Here is a 16,101-nt window from a genome sequence, read left to right on the forward strand (position 1 = left end):
CCGGTCTAACCCTGCGCGAAGCATAAATTCTGCCCTATTTAAGACCCTTTTTTCATTCATCCGGCATGCTCCGGAGGCTTAGTAACGTCTGTAGTCAGCTGATTCTGCTCATCAGGTTTTTTGAGGAAGTGACAAGGCTTCTGCTAGCGTGATTTATCTCACAAAATTCAAAGGTCAGCCCAGATAAGTTTCGGTGTTTACAGTTATCCACATTAACTGCGAGAGACTAAGTCTCATAACTTCTGACCGACACAGTTTTTAACCGCTACCCGAACTTTTAATTAACCGCGATGATCCTTTTAAAAACCCGATCTCCTTTCTTTTAAAAACCCGTTATTACTTACATCTAAATATAAAACCTATTCGCCACTGCCCTGTGGACAGTAAAAGTGAACGCCCTTGCAGCGGACTAAAGTCCGCGCCGGTTCGGAAATGCCGCAAGCGGCAAAGGTTGCTCCCGCCTGCGGCGGGCAGTAGTTACAACAACCTAATCAGAGCCGGCTTCGCCGGTGTCACCTAGTGCGAAATCCACCTGAAAAGCGGCGCCGCCCCGGCCCGGAGGGCCGGAACAGTGTCGCTTTTAGATGGATGCTGTAACTATGCATTTGACATGGCTGAAAGGTATGAGGCCTGCGGTCACTTTCTTTCGTCTCAGACCGTCTGACTTATTCGCGCCTGAAAGGCCGCTGCTTAAACGGCGTCAGTCAGGGGGTGGTTGGGCTTTTGCCATATTTAAGCCTGTAACCGGCTCTGCCGGGCTGACGGCGCCATGGGGCGTCAGAGCCATCCTTAACCTTTTCTGGCGCCTCCATGCCGCTGATGCGGCATTCAGGGGCAGGCTGCGCGCTGCACATTCGCTTTGATATAACCTGACCAAATCATTCTTTTTAATGATCTGACTTTATTTATCATGTAAGCAAATGTTATAAATTCGATAAATAATAACTTTAAGATTTGTTCACTTGTAACTAAGTCTTATTCCAGTTATCAGCCTCATTCTTCCACCTCTAAAATGCACAAAAAAGGAATTTAAATGCTTGAAAGAATAGAACAAATTACCAGTGTAGGCCTATTCCGAGATATAAGAGCGGCATCTATGCCTCTTAAGAAAATTACGTTTATCTACGCTGACAATGGTCGTGGAAAATCGACGCTGGCGTCTATTATGCGTTCTTACACAGAATCAAATGCAGAAATTGTTAGGCACAGGAAAACAATCGGGGCAACAATCCCACAGCATATCAATTTGCTGTTCACTCGGGGGAACCGAGCAAAATTTGAGAATGATGTATGGACTGGTAAGTTCTCAGACGTGCATGTTTTCGACCTGGATTTTGTTGACCGTAATGTTTATTCAGGTGGTGAAATCAGCGCAGGACACAGAAAGCGGCTACTGAGTTTTGCGCTCGGCAGCGATGCAGTCGCTGCGAGGGAAGCCTTTAATGACGCATCCGGTAAGGCAGATGAGGCCAAAAGAGCACTCAAACTGGCAAGTGAAAAGCTGACTATACCCCGGGGAAGCGTAACGTTAGCAAAATACATAAAGCCGATTCAGGATGAAAATATTGATGCAAAAATTGCCGACGTCCAGTCAGAACTTGATCTCTGCAAGAGAGTAGAAACGATCCGTAACCGTACGGCGTATCACCTGTTACCTATTTACGCGCCAGACTTCAGAAATTTTATTTCAACTCTTTCAGCTAATTACGACAGCCTAAGTGCAGGGGCAGAAGAGGCAGTCTGTGCGCACATTCACTATATAAATAGTGATGGTTTTGAACGTTGGGCGAGTAGCGGTCTAGATTTTATTAAAGAAAATAATTGTCCTTTTTGTACGCAAAGCCTGGAGGGCGTTGAATTAATACGTCAATACCGGGAGCGCTTTAACACCTCATACAAAAGCTTACTGAATCAGGTTGCCGACCTCGAAAACGTTATAACGACAGCAATGCGGGTTTTCAATCTGGCTTTACTCGAGAACAAAATTGAACAGGCAGGTTTAGTGACAGAAAACTGGAAAGATTGCCTCCAGTTGGCCGTTGTGCTCCCTGATTTTGATAGAATTGCAGGGGCTGTTCAGGACCTGCAGACAGTATTGAGTCGTCTGGCAGAAACCAAGAAAAATGCTCCTCTGTCAAAGCTGCAAGGTGATTATGAAAAAGAAATTGCTGATGCAGTCTCTGCAATCAATGATGAGCTGTCCGCTTTTAATACTACAGCAACTGCCGCAAACCTTGAGATTCAGGCATATAAAGAGACACTCGAAACTAAGAATGAAGAAACACTGCGAGTTACTTTATCTCAGTATGAAGCAACGCGACTGCGCTTATCTCCTGAGGTGGTGGGCTTAATCTCTGATTATGGTACTGCTAAAACGGCTGAAGCAGCAGCCTCTGCACTGAAAGAAACGCGGAGAGGTGAACTGAATGCGATCATGGATGCGACTCTCGGGACTTATCAATCCTCTATAAATGATTTATTGATGAAGTTTGGTGCTAGCTTTCGCATTACCGAAATTAATTATAACTATGCCGGAGGCGGAGAGCCTAAATCTGAATATGCAATTGAACTAAGAGGGGAGAAAATTTCATTAACGGGAGATGTTTCCAGTTTCCGAAGTTCGCTTAGTGAAGGTGATAAAAGGACACTAGCCTTCGCTTTCTTCATTTCTGTGTTGCAACATGATAGTGACCTCGAGAGAAAAGTGGTCGTGATTGATGATCCTATGTGCAGTCTGGACAATCATCGCAGGAACCACACCATCACCATCATTAAACAGATTTATCTTCGTAGCATGCAGGTCATTATTCTGGCGCACGATCTGTTCTTTGTCCGTACACTGCGAAATGAGTTTTTGAAAATACCAGCTACTCATACCCAGGACATTTCAACCTTGCGCATCATTCATTCTGCAGGAGATTTCAGTGATTTGGCAAAACTGGATGTCGATTTAGAATGTGAATCTCCCTACTATAAAAATCACCGCATAGTAAGCGGATATGCAGATGGCACACACCATCAGCTTCACGACACTGCAGTAGCGATCCGACCGCTTCTTGAGGGATATCTGCATCGACGTTTTCCGGGGAAGATACCTCCCGGAAATCTGTTTGGAGAGGTAGTATCGCAGATCGATAAATCACAACCGAACGACCCGTTATTTTTTGCTAAGTCATTAGTTTCTGAGCTAAATGAAATTAACAACTATGCCGGCCGCTATCATCATGACACGAACCCCCAAGCCTCATTTGAACCTATCACCCCTGGTGAACTAATGTCTTTCTCTAAGCGGGCTTTGAAAGTGATTTATTGCGGCCATATTTAACGCATAATCGTGGCGTTGTGAGCTGGGAATACGTTTGAGGGGTATCTCAAATCTTCGGCAACAATTTGCCTAACGTCATTATTTTATTACTAATAAATTCAAAGCCAACATCACTTGTCGATTGCTGGCTTGAACCATCACTGACTGATTTTTCTTTGAATGTTGAAAATGTTGGTTTTGATTATGGAAGTAAGGGAAAAAAATGTCGGCTTTTCATAACTGGCTAATTGATATCGCGGGCGGCAATTATTTTGTCTACATTAAGCGCCTTTCTGCCAATGATACCGGTGCGACAGGCGGGCATCAGGTAGGGCTTTATATCCCATCGGCTATCGTAGAAAGGCTTTTCCCATCGATAAATCACACCCGGGAACTGAATCCCTCCGTTCTTCTCACCGCACATGTATCTTCACATGCCTGCCCGGACAGCCAGGCCCGTGCAACCTATTACAACAGCCGCCATTTCGGTAAAACCCGAAATGAAAAAAGGATCACCCGCTGGGGAAGAGGCAGTCCGCTTCAGGACCCTGAAAATACCGGCGCCCTGACGCTTCTTGCCTTCAGGCTTGGTGAAGAGAGCCAGGACAGCCCTGCTGTAGATATATGGGTATGTGCCAGCCCCGATGAAGAAGATGTCATTGAGACTGCAATTGGTGAAATTGTTCCTGGCACTCTTATCGCTGGACCTGCCGGGCAGATTCTGGGCGGCCTGTCTCTTCAGCAGGCGCCCGTGAATCATAAATATGTGATTCCCAAAGAGTGGCATCTGCGCTTTCCGTCCGGTAGTGAAATTATTCAGTATGCAGCTGGCCATTACGTGAAGAACTCCGGGGACCCGGATGAGCAGCTTGTTGATCGCCGGCGCATTGAGTACGACATTTTTCTGCTGGTCGAGGAGCTGCATGTACTGGACATTATCCGGAAAGGATTTGGCTCAGTAGATGAATTCATTGCACTGGCCAATTCTGTCAGTAACCGGCGGAAATCCAGAGCCGGGAAGTCCCTTGAACTTCACCTGGAGCATCTTTTCATCGAGCACGGCCTCCGACACTTCGCCACTCAGGCCGTCACAGAAGGTAATAAGAAACCCGATTTTCTTTTTCCTTCTGCAGAGGCTTATCACGACGCGGATTATCCGGATGAAAATCTGCGTATGCTGGCGGTTAAAACTACCTGTAAAGATCGGTGGCGGCAGATACTGAATGAAGCTGACAGAATTCCACAAATGCATCTGTTTACGCTGCAGGAAGGCGTTTCACAAGCGCAGTACAGAGAAATGCAGGAGGAAGGGGTCAGGCTGGTCGTGCCCTCATCGCTCCATAAAAAATATCCGGAAGCGGTGAGAGCTGATTTATTGACCCTGGGGGCGTTTATTGCTGAACTGACAGGGCTTTATGCAGAGCTGCCTTAGATACCCGCCGGCAGACAGTGCCGACATTTTCAGTCAGATTTTTTTTCCTGAACGCCGGCAGAAACGGCTTTCAGGATGTAGGGCTCAAGCAGTTTTGCGACCGCTTCAAACACCGGCACCACGACGGAGTTACCAAACTGCCGGTATGACTGCGTATCAGAAACAGGAATACGGAAAGGTCTGCCTTCAGGTTTTTCAAAGCCCATAAGGCGCGCGCACTCACGTGGGGTAAGACGGCGCGGTCGGTTCGCCTGATTTTTCTCATCTGCAAAATCAGTTTCGCCAGCAGTCATGTCCCAGCCACGATCTATCAGTATTTCAGAACCGTCCTTGTGGTAGCGGGCAGAGAGCGTGCGGGCAACGCTGTCTTTATTTTGAGGATTAATGAGGCCAAAGCCAAAGCCGTTACCCTTAGCCGCATGCTTTTTAGCGTAGTTATAAAGATATTCCCAGAGTTTTGGCGTCAGTATGTATTTGCTGTCCACAACGGGCTCGAGCAGCTCGCCAAATGACGGCCTTTGTTCGGGATACAGGCGGCTGATGTCGCGCAGAGTAAAGCCCTTATGAATGTTCAGGTCGCGGCGGAAACCGACCAGAACGATACGTTCACGGTGCTGAGGAAGGAAGTGCCGGCCGTCGATAACTTTAGGATCGCTTTTCCCTGTATCTGACGCATCCGAGACTTCATAGCCCAGCTCGTCAAGCGTCTCCATTATGACCTTAAAAGTTTTTCCCTTGTCATGGCTTTTCAGGTTCTTGACGTTCTCCAGCACAAAAATAGCCGGTTTTTTGGCGCGGATGATACGCGCCACATCAAAGAACAGCGTGCCCTGAGCCTCGCATTCAAAGCCATGAGCACGACCCAGTGAGTTCTTTTTGCTTACGCCCGCAAGGCTGAATGGCTGACAGGGGAAACCTGCGAGGAGGACATCATGATCCGGCACATGCGTATCAATGTGAGCATAGGCATCGGTTTCGGACACGACATCGTTGTCACTGAGAGTGACTTCGCGTATGTCGAGATTAAACGTGTGAGACTGCTCGTCGTTAAACCAGTTGGCTTTGTAGGTGCGTACAGCCTCTTTATTCCATTCGCTGGTAAAAACGCACTGGCCACCAATGGCTTCAAAACCCTTCCTTATGCCGCCTATACCGGCGAACAGATCAACGAATCTGAATGCATAATCCGGATGGTGAGCGGGAGGGGGCGGAAGCATTTTACGCAGAAGCGCCTCCTCAGCGGATGTCAGTAATTTAGGCTGGCACTTGCCATTAATCCATCGGTTAAGGGTTTCACGGCTCCATTCGTTCTTACCGACTTTTCTGAGCAGCTCAGCCACAGACTTCTGGTCATAAATTTCCAGTACCTGCTCAATCAGCTTTTTATCATTTACCCGCCGCAGTTCTTCTTCGACTGCCGCTTTCTCAAGCAGGTCCTGCGCCAGTAGTTCAAATTCGGACATAATGCCTCCATAGGGTCTTATGGGTGAAAAGGTATCACTCATCTGACCCAGATGGAATTAATTTATCTGGATATTTAAACAGTAAGTTATTTCAGCGATGGTCAGCTGCTGGCTCTCCACTGTAAGGGTGCGGATCAATTATAAAGACGACGCCTGATTGGATCACTCAGACCATGGGGTAGTTAGATAACAGGGGGAATGAGGATTTTATCCCGGCTGCGCTTATGTCCATGCGGAACGTGCCGATAATCAGTGTGTGCCTCACCAGGGTACATATGAATGATACTGCAACTGATTGTGCTTATGGCTCCCTCCGGGAGCCATTTTTTTATCCAGGTCAGTCTGCCCTGAGAATCGGATCATCATGAGGAGAGCGTCGCCACTTCTGGTTTATCGCTAAATCCCCACTACACTGTCTGCACAATTTCAGCATACAAGAGCACATATGAAATATCTGGCATCAGGCGTTATATTGATGGCGTTGAGTCACACAGCTGCAGCGGTTTCACCCTCTGCGTTCTGGCCATCCTGCGACATCAGCGTGCAGCATGCTATAAGGGCTGATAATGGTAGCAGCGACAGTGACTCGCTGTTGTCGCATATTTCGCTGCGTGTCAACGTGATTCAGGCCGATGCCGGGACTGCCCGCAAGGCAGGAAAACTGTCAGAATCGCAGACGGAAATGATCTGGCATCATGCTGACCGCATCCGTGCGGACGCCGCGCGCTACGCGCGTGAGCAGGGCTTTCTCAGCGCTGCTGAACGCGCCAGTTTTGACAGAGAGCTCGATGAGGTCGCCGGACGGCTTTGTGCCCGCATCCTTCAGCCCGTCAGGGGGTAAAGTCCGGCCACATTTTGTTTTCCTGACTTCAGTACCCTGTAACATGAGAGAAGTAGATGAAAATCGATGTTGATCTTAATGACAATCTTTTCGATGAAGCCTGTCGGCTGACCGGAATGTGCTGCCTGCTGATGGCCAGAGACGGAGAAGAGATTAACCGGACTCAGCTGACATTGGAGCTGATGCGCCTGCTCGGAACCTGCATCGAGCAGGCAGGACAGTGCCCTCCGCCCCTGCTTTTTGCGATTGAGGAGCTGACTGAAGAGCCGGATGCAGACACCGGGGATGACGAATCGTGAGTTTGCCGGCTGGTTGGTATATCTGAATCTATCCCCGTAATAGTTCTTCAGCCAGCCAGCTTTCCTGCCGTCTAACGGGCACTCTTCATTTACGTTAAGGCTTCCAGTCACTTAAACTGTGTGTCTGATATGCTTCCGCTTCCCGGGAGCACTGCATTAACGGAAATTTCATGGATAAAGGTAACCTTAACGTCAGTCATCTAGCCTGGTGCGGGCTTGTTGCCCTGAACACGGCCCGCCTAGACGGGCAGGTTAATTCTCCCGCGCAGGACAATCTCTTCCTGACCCGCTGGCTTGCCACGGCAGAGAAGCAGCGGCGCTTTCCGAAGGAGCTGGCCAGCGACATCAGCTGGCTGCTGCGGGAGGGCCGTGAGAAAGGTCTGCGCGCGGATCTGCCCGGTAAGCTCGATTATCTCTGGCGGGCCGGTAACGGTAACCTCAGGGCCCAGAATGACCTGTTCCGGCTACAGCACGCGCTGCAGGCAGTTAAGCTGACCGGCTGGATTTACATGGTGCTGGCAGGCAGCGAATGGAGCGGGCGCCGTCAGCTGCGCCTCAGCCCGGCCGTTTCAGGCATCTACCTTAACCGAAACGGGCTGGATTCAGGTTTCGACGAGCACGGTCAGCAGCGCATTGCGCTTCCCGCCCGCATTACCGGCGAACTGACAGCGCTGGATACGCTGCTGAACCGCTCAGGCTGGCGCCGCGTGAAGGCCGAAAGTGGAGATCCGGACTTGTACCATTTGCTTGCGGAAGGTTTTAGTGGAGAGTGAAATATGCCGCACGTGCTGTGTAACCACCATGATGGCTGTATTCGGATAGCTCACGGGGGCGCGACAGCCGGCGAATGACCAGAAAGTAGCACCTGCAGTCGATCAGTCAAGGTGCGAACTGTCTGTTACAGACCCGGACAGCCGTTATCAGTAACAAACTACGGGATAAATCTGGTTGCGGGTACACCGGTTGTTCTGCAGATGGCCAGTATGGCGGGAGTTTTTCCGGGGTTGAGGCCCCGGGCTTAAATACTTTCCGGGCCTTATTCAGTCACGGACACTCTCCTAAAAATAAGCGTCACATATAGACCACATTATTACCCAGAGTATGTATCAACCCTGTTTAAATCAACAGTATGGCTTAATTAAAGCTAAAGACTCCATTTGCTATATGAATAAAAACAGGACACTCTGGGAGCCTGAATTGCCACGGGGGACTATTTCAGATGGATATGATGCTTGAGTATATGCTTCCCAAATATGCAGAGCTACCTTTGTCAAAGCAAACCCTTTGTAGCTGGCTTGAAAAATGGATTGAGGGGCATGAAGAAAAATGCTTCGACAACACCTTCGCGGAACGATTTCCGTGGAAAGAGATGGGATTGCCCCGGACATATTTTTTACAGCGAAAACTCTGCATCAATAGTCAATATTTTCTGACGGGCGCGCGTTACAGAGGGGGAGATATTAGTTCCCCTTTTATCGATATAGTTGCTTCAAGCGCCGTCATCGATGATGACGTACTCAAAGCTGTCAGCAGGGAGTGGGCAGAGTTAAAGCCACTGCTCATTCGCCATCTCTCGCCTGGATACCATACTTTTCAGGGGGTGACAGATCAGCTTATATATGCGTCCTGCCTGCTTAATGGTCCAGAATATTATGATGACGCCATTACCTTGAAAACCGCCGCAATCGCTGATTTTGAATGGTGCCTACAGGCTCTGGCTGAGGCCTACCAGCATACGTTGTCCACAATTCCTGTGTTGACCGGGCATCTGTGCTCCATAAATAGCGAAGACCTCCTGAGCCATATTATGCAAGGCAATGCATATATTGTTCAAGAACAAGGCGTTCGTGCCGGGCTAATCGTTTGCGAAAAAGAGGATGTCGCTTTTTTAAAAGGTTACCGCATTACTGAAGAGGTCATTCTTCCCGCGTTTCGTGGGCGCTCTCTGGCTTCCCGGGCACAGCGTTTACTGCGTAACCATCTTTACCACTTCAGCGGGGAGGCTTGTCTGATAGCAGGTACGATTCTCCCGGAAAATTGTCCCTCAATAAGAACCGCTGAAAAAGCGGGGCGTGCCTGTGTACTCAGATATGAGTTCTTACCTGTAATGTTAGATTGAGTGGTACACGGATTAAAAGTATTGGTACGCAGCGGACGGGATTGCAGGCCGCTGTCAGCTTTGAACCCACAGCAAGAGGTGGGCTATTCAGCTTTCGCTCATGAGTAAAAGCCTGGCTTCAGAGAAATCAGGAATCTGCACTTCATATAAAAGCCTTTAACTCCTCAGCTTTTATGTTTGCAAGCATTGAAGCTTTCAAATGGGGGAATGCTGCGAGATACCTGGATATCAGGTTGAACCCTGCGGTATATCCCAGCCACCTTGGAAAATCCCCGGCTCCCAAAAACCAGCCATTATGGTCGTAATCAGTGCAATGCCAGTTTTCAAGCATTTTTAAACGGTAGTGCTTAATAGTGTCGGACTTGAGGTTTTCCCAGGGCTCAGGTTCACCACCAAAAATCTCAAGTGAAAAATGTCCGGCAAGCCCTTCAGAGACCAGCGCCTCGCCCAGCGTTGAACCGTATCCGGGTCCTGTCCACCTTGCAGCATGGTGCAGTTCATGAGCAAACATACGTTCAATAGAGTGCGCATCGTTTTTGCAGAATGCGGGATTTTCAGGATCGACAGTTATGTAGATAACGCCCGCTTCAGGACAAAACCCTCCATGCCCTTTTTCAGGGATAACATACTTACCGGCCTTAACCACGACATCCAGTGAAGGAGTCGGCATCAACCTTGCAGCTTGTATGTAAGTATCAGTCAGTTTAGTTTTAAGCCATTCACGGTGAACGGTGAGTTTTTTATGAGCATTCAGAAAATGGAATGTTATTTGAGGCATTTCTGTACCACTATAACGCGCAAGTCATTGACTGAATCTTAATCAACTCTCGACCACCCCGGCAAGCATAATCGGCAATGTGGTAACCTAACCAGTATAGCCGCCAGATTCTGCTGAACTTTCGGAAGCCAGTTTACTCAGGAGTTCACCATGGAGATAATAACTCACAATGCCATCATTTATTCTCCCCCCTAAAGAATGATAAAAACGGTTTGCTCCGGCGTTTGATTTCTCGGCATTCCAGTTGTTGCTTTGGCACTCATTTTCCAGAGCGAGTTTTGCAATAAAGCGCATCATAGATTTCCCTGTGCCTTTCCCTCTCTCATTCCGGGAGATATAAAGCTCTTTAACGTGCAACTGACCACTGTACCGGGGAGAAGGGTATAAAATACTGCAGCACGCGAGCCCAACAATATGAGCGTCGCAGCGAGCCCTGATCACCAGAGTACCGGATAGCTGACTGAATAGTCGATTGCGGAGGTAATTCTTTAATTGAGGTTCCTGAATGTTGCCCTTACCATAATAGTGTTCTTCCATCTCAGTAAAAATTTTTACCATGGTTTCACATTCATGTAGCGGACACAGTTCTACTGTTACTTCCATGCTTACTCCTTTTAGCTAATAAAGCGTCACAGATGTGTCAGGATTCTGCGCCATTGCAGCCCTTACCCGCAGTATTGATTTGTATGTGTATAATTTTAATAAACAGTAAGTCCGTCACATGGATTTAAAAAAAAAGGCTGATCGTATGAAATCATCGTCCAGACCAAAATGTTATCTGGTGTTTCACACAGCCCGGGCACAGAGCGGACGGATACGTGGCACTGGGGCTGCTATGAGCAAAGAACGAACTATGTTATATCCCCATTACAACCATTTATTATAACTATAAACGTCATTATATTGATAAGTGGCGTATAAAGTGCACGGCATTGTTACTGAAAAAAGGTGTATTCACTATGAACCCCTATGAATGACATTACAGGCATTTGCGGGCAAAAGGAGCTGTTGCATGGGCTGGTAATGGCTATCAAAGGGCAAAAAAACAGCAAGAAAAAATCTTCCATTGGCTCAACTTACAGCAATATTTACCCCAGCCGGGAGCGGCCGTGCTTGAAATGGGGTGTGGAAATGGTGCAATGGCAGCACAATATCTTGCTGAGCGAGGATATACTGTGTGGGAGTGGATTTATCAGAGACCGCTATCAGATGGGCAGAAAATCGGTTTCTGCAAGCCGGACTCTCAGCACAATTTCTCGTCAGTGACGTTTGTCATATCCATCAGTTCAAGGACTCAAGGTTTGAGTTGATAATTGATGGCAGTGGTTTGCATTGCCTCATTGATGAAGCCCGAGCCCTCTTCTTCAGGGAAGTGAGGAGACTGCTTAAACCCGAGGGTCGATTGGTGATTAGTTCTATGTGTGGAACCCCTGGTCATTATGAGGGTGTTACCGCTTATGATCCTATCAGATATCATATACTAAGAGATGGGCAGCCCTGGCGTACACTAAAACCGTTCCAGGTTTTAGCTGATGAAATACAGGAAGAACATTTTAAAATACTGGCAACCTCAATCAATAACAACGCATGGTTGGATCATGCAACATTAGTATGTTCGGTGAGCTAATTGCAGATTTATGCTTAGATTAAGACGCTTACGCTGAATAAGGCAATTACACAGAACAAAAGATTGTGAAGTTGTGGAGAGTGTCGTCCCTGACAGTTTCTCCGGCCGGTCAACGCTTTCGCGCAACCGATGAGGTCATCTTTGCATCGTCGTCTTCCGGCCGGAGCCGGACTACGTCCTCTGGCGTTAGTGCTTTTCTTCGTTCGGGCCTGCAGAGTCCTGCAGGTGCGGTACAGACTGTTCAGCATCCCCTTTTACGGCATACTCCAGCAGCCAGTTTCTGGCGTCTGAAATGTCCATCTGCCGGGAAACGCTGATTTCATACTCAGCCATATGATTCAGCTCGTTCAGGAGAGAAAAGACGGTAATGTCCTTTCCCGCAAGACCCAGCTGCAGTACCGCCTCGCCAATAGTGACGTGGCCTTCTTCGTCTTCATGAAACAACACGATTCAACCTCCATTGGTACGAATTGATGACAACCTCACCTCTGACTGTAGTTGCTTAGACCGGATACACCCGTAGATATTTCTGTATATGTCACCAGCAGCGTGGCAAGTCCGCACCCGGGGCAGGGTGATTCACACTAACCGTAAAGATAAAAAAAGGGCATGCTGATACGATATGAGTACATAACTGATAATCCAAGTCAGATGGATTTTATTAAGAACTCACTACCTGCCGTTAATTCTGATGAGCCTGCAGGTGACAGTTCTTCCAGACCGGAATACGGAGTGTGAGTGGATAGTGGCGGGCATAAGATACCTGATGAAATACATCAGCTTATAGGAAATGTGGCTAAAGAACTGATAAGGTCAGGCAGATCACTTACCCTGGATGAGCTGACCCGTGCTCTTCATCGTTTAAGTGAAACGGCAAAAGACACAGCGGTACGGGAGCGCAGCCGGGAAATAATAGTGTTACTGCTGAAAAGAATGCACTGATGCGAGATGATTTTCCTGGTCGATAAAATCTGTAGCGTGAACAACGTAAATCAGAGCGCATCCGGCTCAAAGTCAATGCTTACAAGTATCTCAAGACAGCTTCTGAGCACGTCGAGTCGCAAAGGGTCGGTGGTGGTTTCCATCTCTCCGATAATGCAGAAGATAATGGCGCGTCTCGAAACCTCACCGGATCCGGCCAGTGATTCCCTGACGGCAGCACAGAAGACTCTCTTTTCATCTTCAAAACGTTCGTCCATTGACCCGAATAAGTTCAGCAGCTCCTGTCCGCCAGGTATCGTGCGCTCTTGCATAGTGTGCCCTATATATATCGCTGCCTGCTTCCTGGATAAGTCTTAAAAACTTAATCAGCGCATCAGCGCATCAGCGCATGAGCAGCCCGATTAGTTTCTGATAATGCTGTTCTACTTCAGCCGATGACGCCCTGTCAGCACGAGCCAGCAGGCTCATGCAGAGCGATTTACGGTTCAGCGTTTTTCCCGCGCTCAGAATTTCCACGACGATTTCACCCAGCGTTTCCTGCTGTGTTGGCGTGGAGGTCATGATAAGGCGAGTTACGGAGCTGTTAACTGCTTCTGGATTTCCGGCTGTGTTATTGCGCATCGACTACCTCGTCTGCATTAAATTTAACCTGTTTGTTAAGTAAAGCTATAGCGGAAGCTCATACTTGTACAGGTTTAATTTTTATGTACAACTTACTGGGATTTGAGTTTACCGAGTGGTTTCTGTTAATGCATTGTTTTATATTTATTTTTATCTTACGGATTTGTGTCCATTTTTGTGCTCTCTGTCTCACTATTCCCTGTCAGCCAGTTCAGACCCGGCCTGACAGTAATGCTCATCGTTCGGACATGTTACAAAAGTGCTGGCATGCATTCGCAAGCGAACTCTGACAACGTCATCATCTGAAGTATGAGGCTCTTAAGAAATCCAGACGTCGGCCGAAAACAGAATGTACATAACCGATAACTGCGAGTTGCTACTTATGGCCAGAGCCCTGCCCCCGACCTATCTTCCCGCTTCACCTGCCTGCCTGGCAGAAAAGCTCCGTGAAGTTGCGGACATGCTGGAAGTCCGCAGCCCGTCTATCCGTTCGGCAGAACGGCATTACGCCACGGGAAGTCGCGGAGAACCTTTAACAGTCATTCGCATTGAAATTCAGGAGCATCCTCTATAAAGCCAGAGAACATATATTTCTTGCGTCTCAACTCTGCTGATTAACTGAATATCAGATGACAGCCAGCGTCTGATATTCAGGGTGTCAGGTCCGGCCAGCACCGCTTAAATCAAGCATATTTATGTTTAAGTAGAGCGCCAGAGTGGAAGTGGCTGCATTTTAGGGCTTCGGACATTATTCAGGTTGAGCAAAAAATAAGGGTAGGTGTAGAGTGCATGTTAAAATTGTTTGCAGAAAACTCATTGTAAAAAAACTTTCCGGTCAGCTCCAGGGCTTAAAGAACCTGAACAGGGTAACGTAGTCTGAAGGCGGACGCGCCCCTCCGGAATCGGATGCGCAGCGCATGCACCGTGCTTCTGCCAGTACGAGTTACCTGCTCTGACCCGGGTGCAGGTCAGAATGAGAGATATTATTTCAGGATGGAAGACTCAACATCGATATATCAGAAACTTATAATAAAATTAAAAGATTCAATTTATTTATCCTTATTAATCCATAGCCGTAACTATGCATCTCATAACAATTCCGCTCCGCCATTTGCTATAATAACGATGTGGTTAAAATTATTCTCATTCATTTCCTAAGCGAGGTGTAAACGTGTTGTACAGCGAAGACATTCCCGGTCACGCAGTTATTGGTGAAGCAGCAGTCATTCTTGCCGTGCGTGAAGAGGAAACATCCGTTGATGCCCTCCTGACGGAGCTGGACATTATACTTAAGCGCGATGCAAAATCGAGGCCTGGCGCATACATTATAGCCAGAGTCGCCCTCATTCGGCGCTGGGCTGGATGACCCCATCCGAATTCGCCGAAAAATCTGCCGGTTGTCAGAATTAGCAACCAACCTGAAGCCGGTTATTCCTGATTATGACTGGATCTTATTCGGGGTCAGGGTCAATATGAAGACATTACTAACATCGCGGTGTATTAATCAAAGGGGAGCAGGTCAATCGGAATGTTAAAATCTGCAATGGTTCTGTCAGTTTGGTTGTAAGCTGACTTAAAATATCTATATGAAATGTGAATTAAACAATCTTTCAGTAGAGAAAGCATGCGTTAAAACTTCTTAAGGTCAGGTAGTATGGTCTTAAATTATAAATAAATTGGTTGTGCTGTTTTTTGTTGTTAATGATGTTTTCATTAGTTGCTATAATCATGGAAACAATCAAATCAAAATGATGCTATATATCTTCTTAATTAAAGAATCTATTTGATGCCCAACTTAAGAGCAATCAACTATCAAAATATCGCGTTTTTAGTGATTTAACTTATACATAACAGGAAAACTACGAGCTTAAAAACTAATATTTATATTCGGTCTGGTATCAACTATTTCATCAGCATAAGTGGTAAATCAGTCGATGAACTCATCAGAAATGGTGTCTAACAGAATGTGTCATTTGAAGAAAAAATTTCCTCCAAGGCAGCTAATGCCCTGCAGGTTTATGGTATTGATGACATTCTTAGAAACCTGAAACATAACCCTCAAAACTTATGAAGAGAAGAAGCTCAGGCAGTTTAGATACAATATCAAGTGAGCATTTATAAGTTGAAAAAAATTATCAGAATGAATTAGTAATATCGATGCCTGCTACAACATATGAATTGTCTGCTACTGATGAATTACTTACTGTTTTTGATAAAGTTGTTAAAAATTGTAAATATACACTCTTTATTTTATGAGGGCGATCATCAGGTCAAGTGATATAATTATGCTTATTCGCAAGTAGCATATAAAGAATGTAAAAAATGGGCTTTATCGAAAGCGACATTATTTTCATATCATGCTTATTGTCTTGATGAAACTAATTGCCATTTTTTTAAAACTGTAAATTATACACTTTCTATCTAACCGTTTAGTAATATTTTAGGTGCCTGAAAAAGTTCTTTAGCTGAATTATAGATTACCAACGGTGTGGAGTTAGGTACAGATGCAGCGATGTTCAACCCCGTAAATTACCTGAACTTTTAATCCGTTTTCACCTTATATCCTCATGGAGATGGTGATTTCCTTATTAAATAAAAGAAGAAAACACACTTGATATAATGACTACTGGTGGCGCAGCCGCACTTAGCTTTATGAAAATTGAAAGAATTCAGTC

13 protein-coding genes and 1 pseudogene are annotated in these 16,101 nt (G+C 46.7%); 8 read left to right on the plus strand and 6 right to left on the minus strand.

The genetic code is table 11. The features are described 5' to 3' along the window. Positions 1-1,033: 1,033 nt before the first annotated feature. Positions 1,034-3,325, plus strand: a complete 2,292-nt coding sequence (locus FT726_RS04830) for an AAA family ATPase (RefSeq protein ID WP_346302474.1) — start codon at positions 1,034-1,036, stop codon at positions 3,323-3,325. 202 nt (positions 3,326-3,527) lie between these two features. Further along, positions 3,528-4,736 (plus strand): type II restriction endonuclease, encoded by a 1,209-nt coding sequence (locus FT726_RS04835; RefSeq protein ID WP_346302475.1) that lies wholly within the window; start codon positions 3,528-3,530, stop codon positions 4,734-4,736. Positions 4,737-4,765: 29 nt separating this feature from the next. Here FT726_RS04835 and FT726_RS04840 read toward each other — a convergent pair whose 3' ends face one another. Further along, positions 4,766-6,199 carry a DNA cytosine methyltransferase gene (locus tag FT726_RS04840; protein ID WP_346302476.1) on the minus strand — a complete coding sequence of 478 codons (1,434 nt, stop codon included), beginning with the start codon at positions 6,197-6,199 and terminating at the stop codon, positions 4,766-4,768. A gap of 475 nt (positions 6,200-6,674) precedes the next feature. Here FT726_RS04840 and FT726_RS04845 point away from each other — a divergent pair, with 475 nt between their 5' ends. The 4 genes from FT726_RS04845 to FT726_RS04860 all read left to right on the plus strand — a co-directional run bounded on the left by FT726_RS04845 (position 6,675) and on the right by FT726_RS04860 (position 9,458). Further along, on the plus strand, positions 6,675-7,040 hold the full coding sequence (locus FT726_RS04845) for a hypothetical protein (RefSeq protein ID WP_346302477.1): 366 nt from the start codon (positions 6,675-6,677) through the stop codon (positions 7,038-7,040). A 56-nt stretch (positions 7,041-7,096) separates the two neighbouring features. Next, on the plus strand, positions 7,097-7,339 hold the full coding sequence (locus FT726_RS04850) for a hypothetical protein (protein ID WP_346302478.1): 243 nt from the start codon (positions 7,097-7,099) through the stop codon (positions 7,337-7,339). A 170-nt stretch (positions 7,340-7,509) separates the two neighbouring features. Further along, complete coding sequence (locus FT726_RS04855) at positions 7,510-8,112, plus strand: DUF2913 family protein (protein ID WP_346302479.1); 603 nt, start codon at positions 7,510-7,512, stop codon at positions 8,110-8,112. 446 nt (positions 8,113-8,558) lie between these two features. Then, positions 8,559-9,458 carry a hypothetical protein gene (locus FT726_RS04860; RefSeq protein WP_346302480.1) on the plus strand — a complete coding sequence of 300 codons (900 nt, stop codon included), beginning with the start codon at positions 8,559-8,561 and terminating at the stop codon, positions 9,456-9,458. 142 nt (positions 9,459-9,600) lie between these two features. Here the strand turns inward: FT726_RS04860 and FT726_RS04865 are convergent, their stop codons facing one another. Then, on the minus strand, positions 9,601-10,236 hold the full coding sequence (locus FT726_RS04865) for a DUF2268 domain-containing putative Zn-dependent protease (protein WP_346302481.1): 636 nt from the start codon (positions 10,234-10,236) through the stop codon (positions 9,601-9,603). A gap of 87 nt (positions 10,237-10,323) precedes the next feature. Beyond that, a complete protein-coding gene (locus FT726_RS04870; protein ID WP_346302482.1) occupies positions 10,324-10,839 on the minus strand; it encodes a GNAT family N-acetyltransferase in 516 nt (171 codons plus the stop codon). Positions 10,840-11,225: 386 nt separating this feature from the next. Here FT726_RS04870 and FT726_RS04875 point away from each other — a divergent pair. Beyond that, a pseudogene (locus tag FT726_RS04875) lies at positions 11,226-11,863 on the plus strand (class I SAM-dependent methyltransferase). 186 nt (positions 11,864-12,049) lie between these two features. On the opposite strand, the gene FT726_RS04880 reads toward FT726_RS04875, so the two are convergent. From FT726_RS04880 to ycgZ, 3 genes are all read right to left on the minus strand, one after another. Beyond that, positions 12,050-12,310, minus strand: a complete 261-nt coding sequence (locus FT726_RS04880) for a hypothetical protein (RefSeq protein WP_346302483.1) — start codon at positions 12,308-12,310, stop codon at positions 12,050-12,052. A gap of 545 nt (positions 12,311-12,855) precedes the next feature. After that, complete coding sequence (locus tag FT726_RS04885; protein ID WP_346302484.1) at positions 12,856-13,116, minus strand: biofilm development regulator YmgB/AriR family protein; 261 nt, start codon at positions 13,114-13,116, stop codon at positions 12,856-12,858. Between the two features lie 70 nt (positions 13,117-13,186). Beyond that, the gene (gene ycgZ / locus FT726_RS04890) at positions 13,187-13,426 is read right to left on the minus strand and encodes a regulatory protein YcgZ (protein ID WP_346302485.1); all 240 of its coding nucleotides are present in this window, start codon (positions 13,424-13,426) and stop codon (positions 13,187-13,189) included. Between the two features lie 1,305 nt (positions 13,427-14,731). Between ycgZ and FT726_RS04895 the strand changes: the two genes are divergently transcribed. Continuing rightward, complete coding sequence (locus FT726_RS04895) at positions 14,732-14,836, plus strand: integrase core domain-containing protein (protein ID WP_407075050.1); 105 nt, start codon at positions 14,732-14,734, stop codon at positions 14,834-14,836. The last annotated feature ends 1,265 nt before the right edge of the window (positions 14,837-16,101 follow it).

The organism is Pantoea sp. Morm (assembly GCF_016643525.1).
In the GTDB taxonomy this organism is placed as follows: domain Bacteria; phylum Pseudomonadota; class Gammaproteobacteria; order Enterobacterales; family Enterobacteriaceae; genus Pantoea; species Pantoea dispersa.

Bases quoted from the DNA above. Each gene is read 5' to 3' on its own strand.
- FT726_RS04830 (WP_346302474.1), top strand. From the start codon at position 1,034: ATGCTTGAAAGAATAGAACAAATTACCAGTGTAGGCCTATTCCGAGAT.
- FT726_RS04835 (WP_346302475.1), top strand. From the start codon at position 3,528: ATGTCGGCTTTTCATAACTGGCTAATTGATATCGCGGGCGGCAATTAT.
- FT726_RS04840 (WP_346302476.1), bottom strand. From the start codon at position 6,199: ATGTCCGAATTTGAACTACTGGCGCAGGACCTGCTTGAGAAAGCGGCA.
- FT726_RS04845 (WP_346302477.1), top strand. From the start codon at position 6,675: ATGGCGTTGAGTCACACAGCTGCAGCGGTTTCACCCTCTGCGTTCTGG.
- FT726_RS04850 (WP_346302478.1), top strand. From the start codon at position 7,097: ATGAAAATCGATGTTGATCTTAATGACAATCTTTTCGATGAAGCCTGT.
- FT726_RS04855 (WP_346302479.1), top strand. From the start codon at position 7,510: ATGGATAAAGGTAACCTTAACGTCAGTCATCTAGCCTGGTGCGGGCTT.
- FT726_RS04860 (WP_346302480.1), top strand. From the start codon at position 8,559: ATGGATATGATGCTTGAGTATATGCTTCCCAAATATGCAGAGCTACCT.
- FT726_RS04865 (WP_346302481.1), bottom strand. From the start codon at position 10,236: ATGCCTCAAATAACATTCCATTTTCTGAATGCTCATAAAAAACTCACC.
- FT726_RS04870 (WP_346302482.1), bottom strand. From the start codon at position 10,839: ATGGAAGTAACAGTAGAACTGTGTCCGCTACATGAATGTGAAACCATG.
- FT726_RS04885 (WP_346302484.1), bottom strand. From the start codon at position 13,116: ATGCAAGAGCGCACGATACCTGGCGGACAGGAGCTGCTGAACTTATTC.
- ycgZ (WP_346302485.1), bottom strand. From the start codon at position 13,426: ATGCGCAATAACACAGCCGGAAATCCAGAAGCAGTTAACAGCTCCGTA.